The sequence below is a fragment of the Flavobacterium sp. genome (genome assembly GCF_030146175.1).
Classification (GTDB): domain Bacteria; phylum Bacteroidota; class Bacteroidia; order Flavobacteriales; family Flavobacteriaceae; genus Flavobacterium.
On the sequence record NZ_JASLCE010000028.1, the window covers coordinates 1 to 18,847 of the forward strand.

Below are 18,847 nucleotides of genomic sequence, written 5' to 3' on the forward strand. Positions count from 1 at the left end.
TTGAAAATACTGAAAAGCCTGTAAACAGGGCGATATAGGAGGTAAGGATCGTACCCTTCCTCTCTGCAAGATAACCAAGAGCCATACTGAACTTACAGTATGGCTTTTTTGTTTTGGTACAACATAGGTGCAACATTCAAGTTTATAATCATCTTTCTGTTATCAAGACTTAGAGACCGAAGCATTGAAATCGGTTATATGTATTTAACAACAAAGGGATTATGTTAAATACCTTTGTTGTTAAACCTATGTTTTTTATCAGGTCTTAATTAACTTTTGTAAGTGTGATATTGGTCGGAATGTTAAATGTTGTTGATTGGTTTGTACCATATATCCCCATCGGCAGTTTAATTCTCCAAGTAGTCGTATTGAAGTTGGATTGATTGATATTCATTTTAAATTCTCCCTCTATACCGAGCGGGCGAGCCTGACTGAATGGTTGGCTTATGTCGTAAATCTGTCCGCTCATTTCATAAGGTCTTATAGGAGAGTTTCCCATTATAATAGTAGGCCATGGTGTACTCGAATTCCCGATGTTGATTTCTGATGTGTAAATGGTTTGCTCATTTGCTGATCCGTAATTTTGAACCAGCTTATAATGACCGCGTAATTCATCTACATAGGCTTTTGGTGGATCGTCAGGATAAACAGGTTTTTGCGCTACTTTCCACAATCGTAATACAAATGTTTGATTACCATTTTGATAAATCCATGTACCAATAAATGGTGCAAAATAATTATTCACATCTTTATAATAGTACGTAAGCAAAGGACTCTTTTTAAAGCTGGAATTATAGTATTCTTTCAGTTCTTCAACTTTTGGTGGAGGTGCTTGCGCAGATAGAGAAAAAACAAAAAAGAATATACTAATGCTAAATGTTTTTTTCATAGATAATACATTCTAGCGATGTGTGTAATGGTCTGAAACAGATTACGTTTCATTAATTAACTTTTGTAAGTGTGATGTTGGTCGGTATTGTGAATGTCGCCGCGCTGGCAGAACTATGAAGTCCGGATGGAAGTGTCACATTCCATTGTGCATTGTTTATACTGGCAGGATTAATACTTATTTTAAGTATGCCTTTTAAGCCAAGCGGATTGTCATCGGTATAGGGTATATTTACGTCATAAATAGTGCCATCCAAGAGATACTGTTGTAATGGTGCGCCAAATATAATCGTTACCCACGGGGTTATTGAATTTCCTGCATTGATTTGGGATGTATATATGATTTGTTCATTGGCTGTGCCATAATTTTGAACCAGCTTATAATGGCCTATTAATTCATCCATAAAATATTTTGAATTATTCTCGGATTGATAAAGTGCTTTTTCCTGTTTTGTAAACTGTACAACAAAGGTTCGGCTACCGCTCTGGTAAATCCATTTACCAATAAATGGCGCAAAGTAGTTGTTTACATCCTTATAGTAATAAGTAAATAAAGCACTCTTTTTAAAATTGGGATTGAAATACTGGCTAATCGCTTCAACCTTTTCTTGCTGTGCTTGTGCAGATAAAGAAAAAATAAAAAGTAATACGCTAATGCTGAATATTTTTTTCATGATCGATTCGTTTTAATTGGAACACGGTTTTTTAATAACATTCGAGTTTTTGCTATCAAGTTCCAGTTTTTGAAAATTTGAAAATGTGGCATCAACTTCAAATAAATTAAGTCCCAACTTGGCTTCTTTTATAAACTCTAAAAATGATTTTTTATCATCTTCGACATTCGAATTTACTTTGATGGTTCCATTGGTTCCGTAGTATTTTTGAAATATTTTTTCCATTTCAGCGATTTTTTTCATGTCCAGTACAGTTCCTTGCGCGTTAGTGCGTGGATATCTAAAACTGTCAATGCAAAGTGTACAATCAATTGTAAGAGCATACCTCGTTCCATCTGCTGTCATTACATAGAACACAAAATCATCTGTATCTATTTTATTATTTTGTACCAATCGACTTAACGCAGCCATGTCGTCCCATGAGAATATCGAATAGGTGCCGTTTCCATTGCCGCCGTATGCATCATGTGTATGTGCCAACATAACGTATTTTTGACTTGGGTTTAGATTAATATCAATCATACCGCCAATACCCTGCGGAATAGTCTGTGTAGGATTAGATGTTTGTGCTGTTGCTGATTTATCAATAAATATGCCGTTTTCTTGGCTTTGTGATGTTGTGCCTGCAAGGTTGACAAGTTCCTGTTTCAAGCCTGAAAACTTTTCTAACTGCTTCGCAATCGTTTTGCATCCGGAAGGTGCAATCGCTGTTTCCAAGTCTTCCAAAACCGGGGTTGTTGTTACGGGTGGGTTATTGCCGCCACCGCTATTGCCACTTCCGCCGCCTGAATGTCCAACACCTGGCTCAGTTCCGATCGTACCGCCATTACCGCCTCCATATCCTGAACCCGCGCCAGCACCACCAGCACCCGTCATGCTACAATCTACAGACGTAACTGTATAAAGGTGACTAGGGTCGTTACAATTTGCTGTTGCGACATGCGGTTCGACAGAACCGCCTGCTGTCCATGCTTGATTACACATCAATACGTTTGCCGTTACGCAATGAAGCTCCCTTGCGGTTGGTGTAATATCATATTCGATCTGTGTGATATTGACCGTTCCTTTAAAGTGGAAAGAACCATGTTCCTCGCTTGGGGTTAATGGGGTTGTTGGCGTGTATTTGACAAGATACGCATTCGCCTGACTCAACGAATCCATGCGGATTACAAGGTTCTCGAAAAAATCAGGATTATTAATTTCGCGTTTGATCTGAAATGTATAGGTAGTATAGGCGCCGTCCTGTATCACTTTGGATATATCAGGCATAATAGAAAAACCGTATGTTTCCTCCATGCCGGTTTTGGCTGTGCTACCTTTTTTCTGTTTTCCTTTGTTCAGTTTTGAAAGGGCTGTAATAAACTGTTCTTCATTCAACAGCATATCAAAAGTGCTGTTTCGTATGCTTATTTTTTCCTGATAGCTTTCTTTGCTGATAGCATCACGTTCCAGTTCGCACCCAAACAGGATAAACACCGTCAAAATCATCACAGGAAAACAAGCGTATAATTTTCTATGGTTCATTGTCTTGAATTATTAATAGTCGCAAATATTGTGTTTTTCCAAATGAAAATATTTGCGTTTTCCCGTAAATTGGTGCAATCTGTGTAAAAATACATATAAATGCGTATGCGTTTTACGGACTTTTCAAGTTTTCGTTACGGTTCTCAGGTGCCTGTTTTTGATTAAAGGGATGCTTTTGAAGCCTTTTTACAAGATGTTTTAAGTATATAAATGCCAAAATAGATTTTATAAAATTTACGACTTCGGTGCCGGATATACAAATCGGAATGCTTCCGGAGTATAGGAACCTCCGATTTCCAAATTTCCGATCGTATTATTGCGGTTTTTTGAGTACCAAAAAATCAGTTGCGGTAACTTCAATTGGTGTTTTAAATTCAATCCAATGTTCCCGGTTGTCGGTTTCACCATCATCCATAATTCTATACGACGAATAGCCATTATTCATAAAAGGAAGTTCGATCCATTCGTAATCCGACAAACGCCCCAAATTTTGTTTTTCGATAGTCTCGAGCCAGTTTAGTGCGGTATCAATCTCTTTCTTTTGCTTTAAAATGGCTGCTTTGTTGGCATTGCCTTCGCGTAATTGTACTACCAATTGGACTTGTTTTTCTTTTAATACTTGTATCGCGTAATTCATAAAGATCTTATTTGTTGCTAATTTGAAATAAATGAAAATAGGATTGGGGCATCCAAATGCCACGGATTTTATAAAATCTACTTCTTCGGTACCGGATATATAAAATCAGGAATGTTATTTCGTAAATCCTGATCAGGATCGGCGGTTTCATCGTCCGGATAGCCAATAAACGGGCTTCTTTTTCCGAAACCAAAATACCATTCTTCTGTTTTGATCAACCGATATTCGGATAGAAAATCGGCTTCATTTTTTTCTGTAGCAGCCGACTTTCGATTCGTCCAAAATAGGGTGTAATCGCCTAAGGCACTTTCTACATGAAATTGCGCATTTTCAAAATCGATATTCCGAAGGATATGTTCCATTTTCAGGATAAAATCATTCCAGTCGGAGGTGTCCAATCCGAAATATTTATAGGTCGCGGCAAATCCCAATAGGATATTTTCATAATAATAGGGAACTTCATAGTCGCCAAAACTAAACATATTGGCGTTGATAAACGGGTAGGTGTTGTCTTTTTCCAATGTTTTGATAAAATCGACCGATTTGTGATAATCCCGGTCAATTTTAATATAGCCGTAAATTGAAGTATATTCCATTTTTAGTGTTTTTTGTTGTAGTACTATTTCAACAGACAAGTTGCTAAAAGTACCATTTTAAAAAATAATTCCGTTCAACAGATTGAAGAACGGAATTAATAAGGCATCCTTTTGAAGGATTTCTTTAAACAACTTTTATTTTTCGATGAAATTAGTCGCCTTTGCTCGCAGAAACGATGCTTTCGATAAATTCATCTAACTGTTCGATTTTTTCACTTTCGCCATTTTCTTCGTATTTGACGCGCATCGGACGTAAAATATTGAGGAATTTGTCGAAAATATGTTCCTGAATGATAGGCGAATCCACTACTTTGTAAATACTGCGTAACATCCAGATACGGTTGTATTCCGTACGCGACATTACAACGTAAAAACCTTGTGCCATTTCGACCGACCAATCGCGCAATTCCGTCAGAATTGCCGCTGCACCGAATTGACCGGAAGAAATAGTACCAAAAAAGGTCTCGATTTCTTCGAATAATTTGGTCGATGCTTCGTCATTTTGTTGTTGGAAAAATTCTTTAAGCGATTGTGCTGCGGTTTGCGCATTGATATACACGTTTCCGGAGGCGTATAAAAAACCGGAAAGGTCAATTTCGCCTTGATAGATTCCGTCGATAAAGATCGCAAGTCCTCGCAAATGATGTCCGATGTCTTCGTGAGACAGATAGTCGCCATAACCCGGCAACACGTCCATAAAACGTTCGAGCGTACTATCCCAATCTTCGAATGTCGCCCAATTTTCGATTAGGAAAACGGCGCAGGTGCGTTCGATTATCTCGTGATCCAAATCAGCACTGGTGATCGAATTGTTACGGTAACTATCAAGGAAAAGATCGATTCCGTTGATATAACCCAGATAGGAATCGCTTTTAAGCAATTGTAGTATTTGTTCTCTCATGTTTATTCTTTAGTTTTTTTGACGATTTCTTCCATTAAGGCACGTTGTAGTTGTTCTTTCGGTAAATCTTTCGGAATAGCAAACAATCCGTAGATCACATTACCGTATTTTTTGCTACTTGGGAAATCCTCTTCAAGGTCAATTATGGTACGTATCGTATACGCTTCTTCGATTAGAAAGGGTAAATCGCCTTCATAGACCTTTGCAATACGAATTCCATTGCTTTTTGTGCCCGCCGCATTCGCCATGTGTTCGGCGATTGCATTGCCTTCGTATAAACTGTTCATATTAACCAGTACAAAAAGTTTATCTACTGCTAAGTCGAAACGCATCAGTTCGTAATTCGATTCATCCGGGTTAGGAAGTACAAGCTTGTAATCGGATGCTTTGACTAAACTGTCGTTTGTATCCCAAACCGATACCTTATAATTTCCTGCCGGAACTTGTTTGATAAGCGATTCGCCGGGTTTGATTTTTTGGTCGATGGTGTAAATTTTTTCCAGTTTCCCGTCGGGCATTATCTGTTCAAAAGTTACGGATCGCAATTCGGTTCCCGTATTCATGAATTTAATGGACTGGGTTGGTCCGGTTGGTCCGTTTTGAATGTAATAAATAGCATAGGCGATGGCTATTAAGGCGATAAATGCTACGCAGCCAATTTTAAAAATTTTTTTCATAGTTTTATAAATAAGTCATATTCCCATTTCGCATCAATGGGTGTGTTAAAATGGTATTGTGTGATATAAGTGTTTCTGGTATAGCCTGTTACGCTCGAGTCACCTGTAACGAGGTCCCATCGGTCGTAATCGGTATCCGTTGGCGTAAAACGTGCAATTATTTTTGGTTCGCCTTTGATTCGTGCTAACACGAAACAATCGTCCAGCGTCATTTCTTTAGGATTGGCTGCAGACAGGTAGCACACCCAGATTTCCTCGTAATGCTGATGGTCGTATTGTACGATTTCATACAGATGACGCGGTTTGGGTTGCTCGTTTTCCGATGTCTGAACGTTTTCCCATTCGAAATTGATTTTGCTGTAATAACTCCTTGTTAAATCGGTCATCGCGTGTAATTGGTCTATCGTGGCAGCATCATTCGTACGAAGTACTTTGACTTCGATGTTGATAAAATCATCTAATAACTTCGTGATGCTATCCATTTTTGCGCTCCTGTTATTTTTATGAGTATCATAAAAATTCCATTGGTCGCTAAGTACTTCGTTCAACACGTTCCAACCCTGTCTTTGCGACAAGTCGATTGCATATTGCCATGAGGCTTCCACCAGATCAAGACGGTTTGCAAGGCCCGCCCAATAGGCTGTAGAGACCAAGGCATTCCAACAGGCTTCGGGATCGTTGTACTCTTCGTCGAAACGTTTTGCAGCAATCCAATGCTGATCACCGGTGTATTTTTTGTTTTCGATCAGGGTCGTAGCTTCATACAATGGATGGCTGGCTACTTCATCGGGTAAAAAACCGTCGTGGTCCCGTGCCGAATTAATAGACAGACTCACCCCCCACATCATGTCGTTAGAATGACCGTAGTAGTATTGGTATTTCTTAAAAGGCATTTCATCGCAATCCAACCCGTGCGGCATACAGGCATACTTCCATAAATGCCAATACCGCTTTTCCATTTGGATTTTATTTTTAGGTTCCAGATTGTAAGCCCGTTCTGTGAGCGCACTACGCACGTAGGCATTCCAGATTCCATAGTCTTCCTCCTGGAATTCGGGTAGGAATTTCTTGTTATCGATTAACTGAGCGAAAAGATCAAATGTCTTTTTGTGTTCGGGTGTGTCGTAGTAATGATTCCAAAAATCACAGAAAAAAGAATCATAGTTTCTTTTTGCTTTTTTAAAGCGTTCCTGATTTTCTTCATCCAACAAATAGGATTTAAGAAAATCCAGATTGCCTCCGCCCAGATAATCAAAAAGCGGCTTCGATTGACTGATTGCAGCCTCCAGATCGGATTTCAAACCTTTGATTGCGGTAGCACTCTCCATTAATCTCAGGTAGGCCATCGGAATCATTGCTTTTAGGTTTGGCGCCTGAGTAATGGCAGCGGCCCCATCACTAAACCATATCCCTTTTTTAAGGTTCACTACGGGAGCCTCTTTTAAAGACGTCATTCGAGGCGAAAGTAATACGGCTAAGGTGCTGTAACCCTTATGCTCGAACGCAAAAGGTGCCTGGAACCAGAATCCCTTTTCAAAGAAACGGATCTGCGCGATTAGGCTTCCTTTTCTGTTGAATTCGATTTTTAAGGCTTTTTCGGTATCCTGACCTTCATAAAGTCGGTTAAGATCGGCCTGTAAGCTATTGAGTGGTTTCATTTTTAAGTCGATTGGTGAAATTGACGTATCAAACGCGTCTTAGGGGAATAGAACAGATTGTACGAACCATAGATTTCATCGTCATAAAGAGCAGCGATAAATTCCATAAGCTCGCCGTTTTCGTCTTTAAAGATATCGAGCGAATAATCGGTTTTACGCACATGGTCTTTTTCGTAGGTGGTTTGATCCCAAATGGGTTCTCCGCCTTTATAAATGCTTTCGCTTTTTACCGATTTGTCGACTTCGAAATAGGTCGGTTCGTCTTCGTATCCGTGAAAATTATCCGACATTTCATCGGCACACCATTTCAGAAACTTCTCATCGAAATTTGAGATTGGCGTTTCACTATACGATACGATTTCGTATTTATTGTCGGCGGTAAGTCTGAAATCGGCATAATCCAGAAATACCGGTGTCACGATAAAATGGAACACAACATCAGCGAATTCCGGTTTTATAATAGATCCAGGAATACTGTATTGCGGTAACAAAATTCGTTGCTCGAAATGTTTCGGTTCGGCAAGGACGTCTGCGGGTTTCGGAAAAGAAATGATTACTTTACTCATGTCTTCCGGTTTTGCAATCTTTCTAAGCCCGATAGGTTTTGACTTTGCCATTATTTTGCTTTTGCTTTTTTCGGTGTTAGAAGTGCTGCCATTTCGGTGTCTTTCCAATGTTCGGCGACTTCTTTTGCGGTGGTTCCGACAGGAAGTGCGACTACCTGTTTGGTACTTCCGATTGTGGTATCGAGACCGGCTTTAACCAGGATTTTTGCCATTTCGGTAGGTCCGCCTATATCGCCCAGATAATGTCCGGCTGTCCATCCGTTTTCATCAACTACATTGATGTCCTGTTCCGGGTGAAGTTTAAAAAATGCTTTTAACCCGTCAAGGCGTTTACTGCGTGCGACATAATGTAAAGGCGTGATTCCCTGGTCGTTTTTGACGTCGAAAGAGGCACCTTTTTTTGCCAATAGTTTCATTGCTTCCGGTTCTCCGGCTGAACAAGCCATGATCATCGGAGTATTACCATTGTTGCCACGAATGTTTACATCCACTCCTTTTTTGATAAGATCTTTGGCCAGATAGATACAGTTTACATAGTTGCGATGCTCGGTTGGTCCCCAGGAATATCCGGAGATGTCATACTGATCCATAAGCGAAAGCACACGCCCTTTTTCGTTTGCGCCGCCATTGTATGGTTTTATATAGCGGAAACAGCCGTTTTCGATCAGGTATTTTACATAGACACCGGAATTGGTTCCTTCCGATTCCCAATGTCCTACTTTGGCTTGTCCCAAACGCATCAAAACGTTAAGTAAAGGCGAAAATCCGGAATTGTCCAGCGTGTTTACGTCGGCACCAGAGTCAATAAGTCGCCATCCAAACGCATAATTACCAAGCGATGCGGCTACATTTAACGGCGTTTTCTGTTCGTGATCTCTGGTTTCTAATAGTGATCTTTTGACTCCCGATATGTGCATTATTTCGTAGAAGTCGTTTGCCGCTGCGATGTGCATTATCGTTCCCTGACTTGAAGTGACCACATCGATTTTGGCACCGTGTTCAATCAGGTCCAGAATGATATCTTTATGTTTGTATGCTGCCGCTAAGTGGATCGGATAAAACGATTGGTTGTCCGCCACATTTGGGTTAGCACCGTGTTGCAGCAAAAGTTGTACGATTTCGCGATGGCCGTATGCCGCCGCGCAGTGTAAAGCGCCTGAATTTGGTCCCATGGCACTGGCATCGGCACCTTTGGCGAGCATTTGCTTTACGGTTTCGATATCGCCTGCTTCCGCCGCGATTACAAGTTCTTTGTTAATGTCCATATTTGGTTGTTTTGGTTGAATAGGAACCTTGGACAGTTATGTCGCCCAAGGCTCAAAAAAAGTATGAGATATTTGATTTATTTTGCTATGGTTGCTTTTGCCGCTTCGTACATTAATTTAACGTCGTCTGCGCTGTAATCTGTGAATTGATCCGGAGATTGATCGAAGGTCATTCCTTCCTGGATAATTACGGAAGATGTGCCAGTCGTTACGCCATATGTGAACGCCAGTTTACCTTCCTTGTTTTGTTTCACGAAACCGGTTGGGTCTTCGGTTACAAATTTGTCGAAGCCTGGATTCATTTCTTTATCGCTTGTGATTTCCTTGATCATTCCTACCGATTCTTCTGCATTTCCTTCATGGGTCGAAAAAGTGAGCTTAAACAATTTTCCACCATATACGAAAACTTCGCCTTCTGTTGTGCTTTTAATCACTTTTGCGTCTTTTGGCGCTTTTGTAACAACAGGGATTCCGTAGCTGCTCAAATCAAGAGCAACGAATTCAGCGAATACCAGTGGTTTTTCCGGAGCTGCAGTTGCCGTTTCCTCTGTTACTGCTGCATTTTCGGATTTGTTACCGTTGCAACTGTAAGTAGTGAAGGCAAGCGTCGCGAAGGCTGCCACAAGTAGGAATTTTTTGTTTTTCATATTTATTGATTTTTGTTGGTTTTACTCGTTGTGGATTCGCTTTTTAAAGGGGTGCGAAAATCTTTATGCGAATCATGTGGAACCAGTGTCTATTGTCAATTGAATACGATCAATCTAACTCATAATCACCCGCATTGTTTTCAATAAAATCGAAGATTTCTTGTTCCTCTTTTTCAATTTTTTGTAGTTCTGTATTGAAATAGATCGGAAATTTCTTTCGAAAGTACAATTTAAAATCAATTAAACAAATAGTTGTATATAAAATGATTGTTAAATTTCACAAATACGTGTATTTTTCTTAGTGCTGTAACTGTTTTGTGAATGCCTGATTCTGAATGTAAAACTCTTAAAAAACCAGAAGTACTTTAGCCTTTATTCAATTCTTGATTCCTTAATCGGTCTTTGAATGGTAGCCTTTCCATTAGTGCTACTTTTTCATTTTTTCAAAAGTAAAACCGATATTGTCAATCTGTGTTTCAAAACGAGATCCATCAAATCCATAAATCAGACTTTTATATAGAAAGCGAACGTTTTCTCCGTCTAAATAATGGTGGTGAATATATTCATCTTGTATATTGATAAGGGTATCACGAACGGTAAGTTCTCCTTCCTCTTTTGTATCATAGTCCATAACCTTTGCCAGACAACTAAAACTGAGGAAATTGTCGTCATAGCGACTCACTATAAGATGTATCTTATTGCCAAGCGGCATAAAATTGGTCATATTGTAATTAATCCGTAGTTGTCCGGTTTCTCTGGTGGAAAGCCATTCTCCAAGAAGTTGATTCGGATGGATATCGGATGCCTTGTAAAAACCGCCTTGTTTTAAGGCTGTATATACGACTACGAAAACCAGCTTTAAATCATTTCCTTTTTGAGGATCGTTAAAAATAAGATTGTCTTTTATGAACTCTTGGATCGCGGCTTTGTCATATGGAGCGAATCCTGCTAACGATGCTATCTTTTTTGCGATTTGGGCGCTGGTGAATTCTTTTTCAACAAGAATCTTTTGTAGAATAGTAGCAAAAGCCTCACTATTTTGATCATTTATAAAACGGTCAAGGTCAAATCCGTCATTCTTGATGCCTCCACCTCCGATTTTATAGGTTCCGAAAAATTCCTTTTCCAATTGCGCGCACTCTTCTCTGAATAGCACTCTAAAATCATTTTCAGAAAGTAAGTAGAGCTTCATGAGTCTAATCAATCGGGCGCTTGTAAAATATAATTGTGTTTTAAAAGTAATGTATTCCAAAATTTGCGATTAAATGTTAACGTTGTCAATTTTGTTTTTTAAAGCCATTATCGTTGGGCCTGTCGGATCGAAAACGGCTACTGATTTGAAGATTTCTTGTATGATAATTATATTTTGAACATCTTGTTTTAAAAGGATTTCAAAATGGTCGTTGATAAAATTACAATTCTCAAGAACAATCCCGGATAACTCGCGATATTGGAGTCCTCTTTCCCGTTCGATGGTTAGAATTGCGAGTAATAACGCTATTCGGTTTGGAACGGTTTTCGTAAGGTCATCAATAGCATAGTGATCATAATAAACACCATTATGGGTATACGAAAGATAACCACCCATTATGGCTTCGGTAAACAATTCCAGTTGTGAAGTCGTCCAGTTTTTTAGATCGGCTTCCTGTGCGCTCCATTCCAGAGCCGTAAAACAGTGTTCGAATACGGAAAGAATAGCCGTTGTTCCATGTTCTTCCGACCAATAATCACTATCCTTATGTTCGCCTTCCAATACGATGCGATAGACTGCTAATACCGCCGGATTGTCACTCTGTGTGGTACAGTTTGCCGCGTATTTTTGTCTGAAAAAATCAAAATCGGGTTGTGACATCAGTTCTCATTTTACTGTATTTGATCAATGTATTCAGTATTGGAAAGTTGTAAATCGGTTTCCGATAGATTTAAGGAGATCAAAACGCTATCGATCGGGATTTCGTAATAGGGCGCATCTTCCCATTTTTTAAAAGCGGGCGGATCGTTTTTTACCTGTTGAAAAGCCCGTTCGAGAATACTGTTTAAAGCCGTTGCATCCGAATACTGCTCTTTAAAGGATTCCAATTGCCGCATATAGGTGATCAGATACGAAGTACTGATATCGGTTAAATCAACTCCGTGGATCATATCGGTACATTTTGACCGTTCCGGAAACGAAAGCACCGAAAACAAATCGACACCCCATTCGACGTAATCATTAGGATCATTTTTGGTGATCAAAGCATCTAATTCGGAAATGATATCGGTGATAACATCCAGGTCCAGTTCACTCAGGTACCCGATTTCGGAATAAGATTCCGGCGTAATTCCAAAAGTAATGTCCCGTTTTAAATTGGGATATTTTTTGCCGACTACAATACTTTTGATCGTATTCATTCGCTATGACTTTTTGCGATTACTAATATATAAATATTGTATTGATATTCAGTAGCAATAAAAAAATGTAACATTAAAAAGGAGGGGCGTGAAATTATCGAATCGTTTGGTCGATTTCAGTAACCACACCTTTTTTTACCGATTCTATAACGATGGAAAACGGATCATGGTGATCAATTATCCATTCTCCGTTTTTAAAAATAAAGGAAATATACGGTCCTAAGATGACATTTTGCTGGATAAACAAATTGTCGCCTTCCTGTGGCGTATAGTCAAAATCAAAACAGTTTTCGCAATTGAGATTTAAAGCAATCCATTCGGCATCCAATCCGTTTCCGATGGAATCGCTGGGTGTAATATAACGCCCGAGCATGGCACAGTCCTTATATTCTTCAACAAAACGGAATAACTGCCAGATATAGATCAGCGGAATAGTGTCGTTCTTTTTGTTTTTAACCGGTATAAGTTGATCACCAGATTTTTTATAGACTTCTTTTTCCCGGAATTTTATAGTTCCTGATTCGCAACTGCATAATTTGATTCCTTTTGTAAAGTCGCACATATTTTAGAAAACTATTTAGAATGATAAAAATAGGACATAATTTGAATTTGGAATTCAGATAACGCCCAATCTAAAAGTTCAGATAATCGATTGTATCGGTTAATTCGGACCATCTGGCGGATAGAAACTTAGCATAATTGGTCGCCGAAATCCCATAACTGCCTAAAGAATGGCCATCGTTGACTTCGACGAGAATCGTAGCATTGTTTTCATCTACACCAAAATCCAGGGCATAGGCACGTGGTTGTGATTTAAAATCGGCAATGGCAGCTTTAACAATTTCCAGATCCAGTGTCTTGTTCCAGTCTCCTTTATAATGTCTGATATCCAGTATTTCCTGATACCGAATAAAACAACGGAATTCGGCTTTAAAAGAAATCAGTTCCGAACATAAAACAGAAGTAGGTTTATCGGTATCGAGTAATCCAACAAAGTCAAGTTCGGTTTTAAAAACCTTTCCCGGAAACTTTTTTGTTTCCGTTTCCGGCTTTATAAAAACGGGAAACCGCTTTTCCTGTAAAACATCTTCTAAAGTAGATTTCCAAATGGTCCTTTTCAGATAGTGTTGAAGCTCGACAGGATAATCGATTTCTGTTGTTTTTCTAGGTATGTTGATCATTTCCAGACGTTTTCGAACATTTCCGATTCCACCCACAAGAATGTGTTCCGGGTTCGTATCTTCGATATGGTTGACATCATGGAATTTTTCAATTTCAAAGCCAAAATGTTTAAAGCCTTCGTAAGCAATAAACGCATTTACATTGTAAAATTCACCATCGTTATGGGTTTGTATAAAGGCTTTCATGGTGCTGAATTTCTGGAATTATAGTGTTATTTTTTCGATGTTGCGTTTGAAGTTTTAGTTTTTCCGGCATTTTACAAAAAAGAATGGGAAATTTTCCTGAACGGTTATGATATCGAATAAACCGAATGAATCAAACTCCCGGTGAACCGATTCCAGATCATAGAAAAACATATTCACACCGTCGATTATTTCATAGCGATCTGGTCCGAGGTGTTTTCCGGTTCCATAGGTAGCGGCTTCTTTGGTGATCATCGTAAAAATCATATAACCGCCTTCTTGCAATTGATCATAACAATCGCGGATTAGTTTTTTTCGTTCTTCCGTATCCAGAAGATGGATCAATGCATAGCAAAATATCCCGTCGTACTTTTGATTATCAAACGGCATATCGGTTACCGATCCATGAAAAATTTTTATAGCATCACCGTAGTGCTTTTGAGCCATTTCGATTGCCGTTTTCGAGATTTCAATTCCGGTTACGGTCATGCCGTTTTCCTTGAAAATCTGAGCATTCCGACCATAACCGATACCGGGAATAAGAATATGCTGTAGCGATTGCTCTGCAAAGAATTCGTTGGCCATAATGGTAGATTGTGCGGGCGTAAAACCCCACATTTCTTTTTTGTCGACAAAACTGGCTTCCCAGAATTCGGGTTTTTCCATAACTAATAATTTTAAGAATGATCCTTTATAATAGACCATATATGGCCATCTTTATTGATCCGGATCGTATTAACATAAGGTGTTTTGAAAAAAGATTCCATTATAATCTGATCTTCCTCATCGGCAAAACAGCACAAAACGGAATGCGCTAGCAAACATTTTTTATAATCATTATAGAAATAGAGCGTATTGTCGCTCGCATTGCTATCCATAACACCATTTAAAAACTGAATACGTTGTTGATAGGAATAGGAATTTTGATCCCATCGTTCAAACTTTTCGAAGAGATCTTCGTTTAGTAAAAAATAATTCCGATCGATAAAAAAAGACTTGCTTTTTACAGCATTATCCAGAAGCTGAACAATATTCCGGGAATACAGAATGCTTCCTTTTTGATTCTCAAAATAGTCAATCCGAATGTCATTTTCCATAGCGGTTTCAAGCAATAACTGTTCACAAAGGGTAACGACTTTTTTAAAAACAGCCATTTTATGGTCACTGATTTCAAAATCTTCCGTAAACGAAAATCGTTGGAATATCCCGTCTTTAGCAGAAAAACCACCGCTGTAATTGTTGATAAAACCCAGAAGGTAAAAAATTTTAAGATTCATAAAATGGGTGGATAGTCAGATTTAGTTCTGGTTATTCTTTTGTGTAATTTCAGTTAAATAGTGCGAATCGTCTTGCATTATGTTAAGAATGCAAGATACTACTTTTGTTATTTTTCTATCGCTTTTACAATATTTAATGATCAATTTATTTCTGTAAAAAAACAAAACAAAATGTTCATTAAACTGGAAAAAAAGACCTCTTTGGGGTCAATCTAAAAAAGAGAGATTAATTTTCTATTACCAACTCCATGCTAACAGTTTAAAAAAACAAATAATTCTTCCTCCATTAATAGTTTTTCAATTTTCGAAGAAACAGTCGAAACCACAAACATTACCGTGTTTTTCAGACACATTTTTAAATGAATTGTTTCAGCTGATTTTTCCGATTCAATACGATCTTCATTTATGGAAAAAAAAATCACGTTATTCTTTATTCTATCCGCCTTACTTACCGGGATTTCGGCCTTATCACAAACACCTCCTGATGGAGTAGCTGTACCGGAAATTAGTACTGTTGTCAACATTAACAAACAAGCTCTAATTGATGAGGGGCAATTAGCAAACGATGAAAGACAATCGGTAAGACCGGATTTTTTCTCCCGACGTACTTCCGAAGTAGGCTTCACCGAAGGGAAACTATCGGTTTCGCTATCCGGAGCCGCAAACTATACGATACCACTTTATTTGCCTCCTGGAATTAATGGCGTTGTACCTAAAATCGGAATCAACTATAATAGTCAGTCCGGTGTTGGAATGCTGGGATATGGGTGGAATCTTACCGGTTTATCCTCAATTGCAAGGATACCTTCTACTAAATTTCATGATGATAAGATTGAAATTATTAATTATAATCTTTCGGATAATTATGCATTAGACGGTCAGCGACTGCTACTAAAAAGTGGTGTGCATGGTAGGGATGGAGCCGTATATGAAACAGAAAATTATTCGAATACCAAGGTCACCCTCGTTGGCGGTATTGAAGGAGCGCCAGATAAAGGCCCGGATTATTTTATTGTGGAATACGCCGATGGTTCCAAAGCCTATTATGGTTATATACACGGGAATACTTCAAATTCCAGATCGCAAACGGATTATTCCATTACCTATTGGGAAAACCCTCAGGGATTGCGAATCAATTATTACTATACCAATTGGATTTCCAATACGACCATCCTGAATAGTATTAAGTACGGATCGACAGGTACGGATACGCCAATAAATGAGGTTGTTTTTATCTATAAAAACAGATTGAAGCCGGAAGAATTTCATATTGCCGGACTTCAGAAAATCAATGACAAAATTATAAGTGAAATTCAGGTTAAAGGAGATGGTGTCGCCCTACGTAATTATGTTTTTGAGCATACCGTAAGCGCTCTTGGACATGAAAAATTGGTCAGTATACAGGAAAAAACAGGAGATAATACAAGAAGTTATCCTAAAATGATTTTTCAATATGTTGATAATTTAACCTCTTTTCCAAAGCAAATAGAATTTGTAAAAACCATTCAAACAACTATTCCTTTCGCCGATATCAAGCGAACCATAACTGGAGATTTTGATGGTGATGGGGAAATGGAAATACTTACAGGAAATGCTGATGTCAGGAATCAATCCATCGGGATTTATAAATTAAATGAGTCGGATAAGGGGATTAATCTGCTTACTCAGGCGACTCCGGTAACGATCAGTACCGTTTTTTCCACCGTAAATTTTCTGGATAGTAATTTTAAAAAGAAGAATAGGCAAGGTTGGTGTACGGTTGAAGGAGGACATGACGCGGTAGTTAAAGTATATTCATACAATAACAGTACTGGTGGCGCCGATTTAGAATACCAGAAAAGCTTTAGATCTATTATTTCGCAATATGGAAATAAAGATATGCATCCGTACTCCGGTTATTTTTCGCTTCCGGGCGATTTTAATGGAGATGGATTAACGGATCTGTTATTTCTTAAAAACAATGGCGACGGAACATTGGCAACCCAGTTTGTGGATTTAGACAGAAGGATAGCGTCTGATTTGACCTATAATTCCGGGACATTGAGAATTGGAAATGTGACAGGTACTTTTGCTAATGGGATGCCGATTGTAAAAGGAAGCTTCCAATTTAAAACAGGAGATTTTGATGGTGATGGTAAAACCGATCTAATTATTTTCAGAGGGGATCCGTATAACGTCATGGATATTTATTCGTTGCGGAACAATGTTTTTGTAAAAATATACAGTTGGACGACCAATATGCCGGGATATCTGGGAAGTCCATCTACCCAGACAGGACATCCGGCAAACGGTATCCGGATGTTCCCGATTACAATAGGTGATTATAATGGTGATGGTAAGAGTGATATATTTTTTCCGGCATTGGGAAAAGTGTTAATGGCGACAGGCGGGATGCAATTTATAGAGGAATTATTGCCCTCCTATGACGGGTCGGAAGCGTATAAAGAGCAATTTTTGGCACTAGATTTTAATAATGACGGAAAAGACGACATCTTAAAACTTTCCCCGGTATTGGTAAAGAAACCAACCAGTATCTCCTATACGATCTGGACCGATAACCAAGGCTCACATCAATGTTGCCCGGTTCAGAACTATTACAACTATTACGGACTTAAAATAGAGCATTATTCCAGAATGGGAAATGCCGGGTCAAGGTGGTCCGGTCAGTCTTTTCAGCGAATGATGAATGGTAGCGGTATTCCGTATGCCGATACGAACAGGTTTGATAGACTGTTGATGACACTTTTAACCCGAAAAAGCAAGACAGACAACGGTAAAACCGAAATCGCAATATTGGGCGGGAATGGTGTTTCGTTTTTCTCCAACAATAGCTTTTTAGATGACGAATATCTGCTTAGAAACATTCATACCAATGGTGTAAACCAATCGATTAGCTATGCCAATTTAAAACCGGGAAACGGCGTATATTTTGCCGGGAACGACATCGAAATATTTCCAAATTATACGATTAATACTGCTGAAAAATTCAAAGTCGTTTCGAAAATACAAAAAAGCGGACTCGCATATCATAAAAGTCAGGAGTACCGTTATCAAGGGGCTGTAGCCCATGCAGAGGGGTTAGGATTCTTTGGGTTCCAGTCGACGTTGAAAACAAATTGGTATGACGATCCGTCCAAAATCATCTCCTATATAACGAAGTTCGATATGAATAAAAGAGGAGCCGTAATTCAGGATTTTTCGGTTCCCGGACTGGTTTCACCTGCTTTAACCTTAACAGCTACTGATTCCTTTATCAGCAAAAGTAATACGCTATATAACAACGAAGACTTCTATGATGAAGAACCGTTATCCTCCAATAAGGTATACAAACTGAGAAAAACAGGGGTTAAAAATTATAAAGGACTAACCGGAATTAACAGTGAAACGACAACGGTTTATAATGCCACCGGTAGTCCCACTAAGATAACCACCAAGGTGAAAAACGGAGCCACTCTCGAACGGGCTACAGTGGAAGATTATACGTACGACCCGCTAACAACCAGTCCTTATATGGTAGACCGGCCAAGGAGTAAAAGTACTACCACGACCCTTGCAGATAATGATGAGGTGCGCAGTGAAGAGCAGTATTTTTATGAAAAGAACCTGTTAAAACAGCTAAGACGAAAAGGACATAATACCGGATATATTACCGAAGATAACGAATACGACAGCTATGGTAATCTAACCCAAAAAACAATGTCGGCTATAGGAATGGCGCCAAGAGTTAGCAAATGGGAATATGACACACCGACACATCGTTTTGTAAGCAAGAAAACGGATGT

Annotated in this window: 19 protein-coding genes; 1 reads left to right on the forward strand and 18 read right to left on the reverse strand. The window is 38.9% G+C overall.

All coding sequences use genetic code 11. The annotated features are described in order from the left end of the window. Positions 1–265 precede the first annotated feature (265 nt). The 18 genes from Q1R07_RS03305 to Q1R07_RS03390 all read right to left on the reverse strand — a co-directional run bounded on the left by Q1R07_RS03305 (position 266) and on the right by Q1R07_RS03390 (position 15,065). Positions 266–889 carry a DUF6705 family protein gene (locus tag Q1R07_RS03305; RefSeq protein ID WP_300485980.1) on the reverse strand — a complete coding sequence of 208 codons (624 nt, stop codon included), beginning with the start codon at positions 887–889 and terminating at the stop codon, positions 266–268. Between the two features lie 52 nt (positions 890–941). Then, positions 942–1,562 carry a DUF6705 family protein gene (locus Q1R07_RS03310; RefSeq protein WP_300485982.1) on the reverse strand — a complete coding sequence of 207 codons (621 nt, stop codon included), beginning with the start codon at positions 1,560–1,562 and terminating at the stop codon, positions 942–944. A 12-nt stretch (positions 1,563–1,574) separates the two neighbouring features. Next, complete coding sequence (locus tag Q1R07_RS03315; protein ID WP_300485984.1) at positions 1,575–3,086, reverse strand: hypothetical protein; 1,512 nt, start codon at positions 3,084–3,086, stop codon at positions 1,575–1,577. A gap of 313 nt (positions 3,087–3,399) precedes the next feature. Next, on the reverse strand, positions 3,400–3,723 hold the full coding sequence (locus tag Q1R07_RS03320) for a hypothetical protein (RefSeq protein ID WP_300485986.1): 324 nt from the start codon (positions 3,721–3,723) through the stop codon (positions 3,400–3,402). Positions 3,724–3,800: 77 nt separating this feature from the next. After that, the gene (locus Q1R07_RS03325; protein WP_300485988.1) at positions 3,801–4,319 is read right to left on the reverse strand and encodes a hypothetical protein; all 519 of its coding nucleotides are present in this window, start codon (positions 4,317–4,319) and stop codon (positions 3,801–3,803) included. 151 nt (positions 4,320–4,470) lie between these two features. After that, positions 4,471–5,220: a hypothetical protein gene (locus Q1R07_RS03330; protein WP_300485990.1), complete on the reverse strand. Its 750-nt coding sequence runs from the start codon at positions 5,218–5,220 to the stop codon at positions 4,471–4,473. A gap of 2 nt (positions 5,221–5,222) precedes the next feature. Beyond that, complete coding sequence (locus tag Q1R07_RS03335; protein WP_300485992.1) at positions 5,223–5,897, reverse strand: hypothetical protein; 675 nt, start codon at positions 5,895–5,897, stop codon at positions 5,223–5,225. Further along, positions 5,894–7,555, reverse strand: a complete 1,662-nt coding sequence (locus Q1R07_RS03340) for a hypothetical protein (RefSeq protein ID WP_300485994.1) — start codon at positions 7,553–7,555, stop codon at positions 5,894–5,896. The genes Q1R07_RS03335 and Q1R07_RS03340 overlap by 4 nt, the downstream gene beginning before the upstream one ends. Positions 7,556–7,557: 2 nt before the next feature. Further along, positions 7,558–8,172: a hypothetical protein gene (locus Q1R07_RS03345; RefSeq protein WP_300485995.1), complete on the reverse strand. Its 615-nt coding sequence runs from the start codon at positions 8,170–8,172 to the stop codon at positions 7,558–7,560. Then, the gene (locus Q1R07_RS03350; RefSeq protein ID WP_300485996.1) at positions 8,172–9,386 is read right to left on the reverse strand and encodes an ankyrin repeat domain-containing protein; all 1,215 of its coding nucleotides are present in this window, start codon (positions 9,384–9,386) and stop codon (positions 8,172–8,174) included. The genes Q1R07_RS03345 and Q1R07_RS03350 overlap by 1 nt, the downstream gene beginning before the upstream one ends. A gap of 77 nt (positions 9,387–9,463) precedes the next feature. Beyond that, entirely contained in the window at positions 9,464–10,033 is a 570-nt protein-coding gene (locus Q1R07_RS03355) for a hypothetical protein (protein ID WP_300485998.1), read from the reverse strand. Between the two features lie 427 nt (positions 10,034–10,460). Next, positions 10,461–11,225, reverse strand: a complete 765-nt coding sequence (locus Q1R07_RS03360; protein WP_300486000.1) for a hypothetical protein — start codon at positions 11,223–11,225, stop codon at positions 10,461–10,463. Positions 11,226–11,294: 69 nt separating this feature from the next. Next, positions 11,295–11,885: a hypothetical protein gene (locus Q1R07_RS03365; RefSeq protein ID WP_300486002.1), complete on the reverse strand. Its 591-nt coding sequence runs from the start codon at positions 11,883–11,885 to the stop codon at positions 11,295–11,297. 11 nt (positions 11,886–11,896) lie between these two features. After that, positions 11,897–12,424, reverse strand: coding sequence for a hypothetical protein (locus Q1R07_RS03370; protein ID WP_300486004.1), 528 nt, complete (start codon positions 12,422–12,424; stop codon positions 11,897–11,899). 94 nt (positions 12,425–12,518) lie between these two features. Further along, positions 12,519–12,986: a hypothetical protein gene (locus Q1R07_RS03375; protein WP_300486006.1), complete on the reverse strand. Its 468-nt coding sequence runs from the start codon at positions 12,984–12,986 to the stop codon at positions 12,519–12,521. Between the two features lie 70 nt (positions 12,987–13,056). Continuing rightward, positions 13,057–13,791: an ATP-grasp domain-containing protein gene (locus Q1R07_RS03380; RefSeq protein WP_300486008.1), complete on the reverse strand. Its 735-nt coding sequence runs from the start codon at positions 13,789–13,791 to the stop codon at positions 13,057–13,059. 54 nt (positions 13,792–13,845) lie between these two features. After that, the gene (locus tag Q1R07_RS03385) at positions 13,846–14,454 is read right to left on the reverse strand and encodes a class I SAM-dependent methyltransferase (protein ID WP_300486010.1); all 609 of its coding nucleotides are present in this window, start codon (positions 14,452–14,454) and stop codon (positions 13,846–13,848) included. A gap of 11 nt (positions 14,455–14,465) precedes the next feature. Then, positions 14,466–15,065 carry a hypothetical protein gene (locus tag Q1R07_RS03390; protein WP_300486012.1) on the reverse strand — a complete coding sequence of 200 codons (600 nt, stop codon included), beginning with the start codon at positions 15,063–15,065 and terminating at the stop codon, positions 14,466–14,468. A gap of 405 nt (positions 15,066–15,470) precedes the next feature. Here Q1R07_RS03390 and Q1R07_RS03395 point away from each other — a divergent pair. Further along, positions 15,471–18,847 (forward strand): SpvB/TcaC N-terminal domain-containing protein (locus Q1R07_RS03395; RefSeq protein ID WP_300486014.1); only part of this gene is annotated, 3,377 nt, incomplete at its 3' end.

What these genes read in the sequence shown, in the direction of transcription:
- Q1R07_RS03315 (WP_300485984.1), bottom strand. Translation starts at nt 3,086, where the DNA reads ATGAACCATAGAAAATTATACGCTTGTTTTCCTGTGATGATTTTGACG.
- Q1R07_RS03370 (WP_300486004.1), bottom strand. Translation starts at nt 12,424, where the DNA reads ATGAATACGATCAAAAGTATTGTAGTCGGCAAAAAATATCCCAATTTA.
- Q1R07_RS03360 (WP_300486000.1), bottom strand. Translation starts at nt 11,225, where the DNA reads ATGAAGCTCTACTTACTTTCTGAAAATGATTTTAGAGTGCTATTCAGA.
- Q1R07_RS03310 (WP_300485982.1), bottom strand. Translation starts at nt 1,562, where the DNA reads ATGAAAAAAATATTCAGCATTAGCGTATTACTTTTTATTTTTTCTTTA.
- Q1R07_RS03325 (WP_300485988.1), bottom strand. Translation starts at nt 4,319, where the DNA reads ATGGAATATACTTCAATTTACGGCTATATTAAAATTGACCGGGATTAT.
- Q1R07_RS03335 (WP_300485992.1), bottom strand. Translation starts at nt 5,897, where the DNA reads ATGAAAAAAATTTTTAAAATTGGCTGCGTAGCATTTATCGCCTTAATA.
- Q1R07_RS03305 (WP_300485980.1), bottom strand. Translation starts at nt 889, where the DNA reads ATGAAAAAAACATTTAGCATTAGTATATTCTTTTTTGTTTTTTCTCTA.
- Q1R07_RS03365 (WP_300486002.1), bottom strand. Translation starts at nt 11,885, where the DNA reads ATGTCACAACCCGATTTTGATTTTTTCAGACAAAAATACGCGGCAAAC.
- Q1R07_RS03345 (WP_300485995.1), bottom strand. Translation starts at nt 8,172, where the DNA reads ATGGCAAAGTCAAAACCTATCGGGCTTAGAAAGATTGCAAAACCGGAA.
- Q1R07_RS03390 (WP_300486012.1), bottom strand. Translation starts at nt 15,065, where the DNA reads ATGAATCTTAAAATTTTTTACCTTCTGGGTTTTATCAACAATTACAGC.
- Q1R07_RS03375 (WP_300486006.1), bottom strand. Translation starts at nt 12,986, where the DNA reads ATGTGCGACTTTACAAAAGGAATCAAATTATGCAGTTGCGAATCAGGA.
- Q1R07_RS03320 (WP_300485986.1), bottom strand. Translation starts at nt 3,723, where the DNA reads ATGAATTACGCGATACAAGTATTAAAAGAAAAACAAGTCCAATTGGTA.
- Q1R07_RS03385 (WP_300486010.1), bottom strand. Translation starts at nt 14,454, where the DNA reads ATGGAAAAACCCGAATTCTGGGAAGCCAGTTTTGTCGACAAAAAAGAA.
- Q1R07_RS03380 (WP_300486008.1), bottom strand. Translation starts at nt 13,791, where the DNA reads ATGAAAGCCTTTATACAAACCCATAACGATGGTGAATTTTACAATGTA.
- Q1R07_RS03330 (WP_300485990.1), bottom strand. Translation starts at nt 5,220, where the DNA reads ATGAGAGAACAAATACTACAATTGCTTAAAAGCGATTCCTATCTGGGT.
- Q1R07_RS03350 (WP_300485996.1), bottom strand. Translation starts at nt 9,386, where the DNA reads ATGGACATTAACAAAGAACTTGTAATCGCGGCGGAAGCAGGCGATATC.
- Q1R07_RS03340 (WP_300485994.1), bottom strand. Translation starts at nt 7,555, where the DNA reads ATGAAACCACTCAATAGCTTACAGGCCGATCTTAACCGACTTTATGAA.
- Q1R07_RS03355 (WP_300485998.1), bottom strand. Translation starts at nt 10,033, where the DNA reads ATGAAAAACAAAAAATTCCTACTTGTGGCAGCCTTCGCGACGCTTGCC.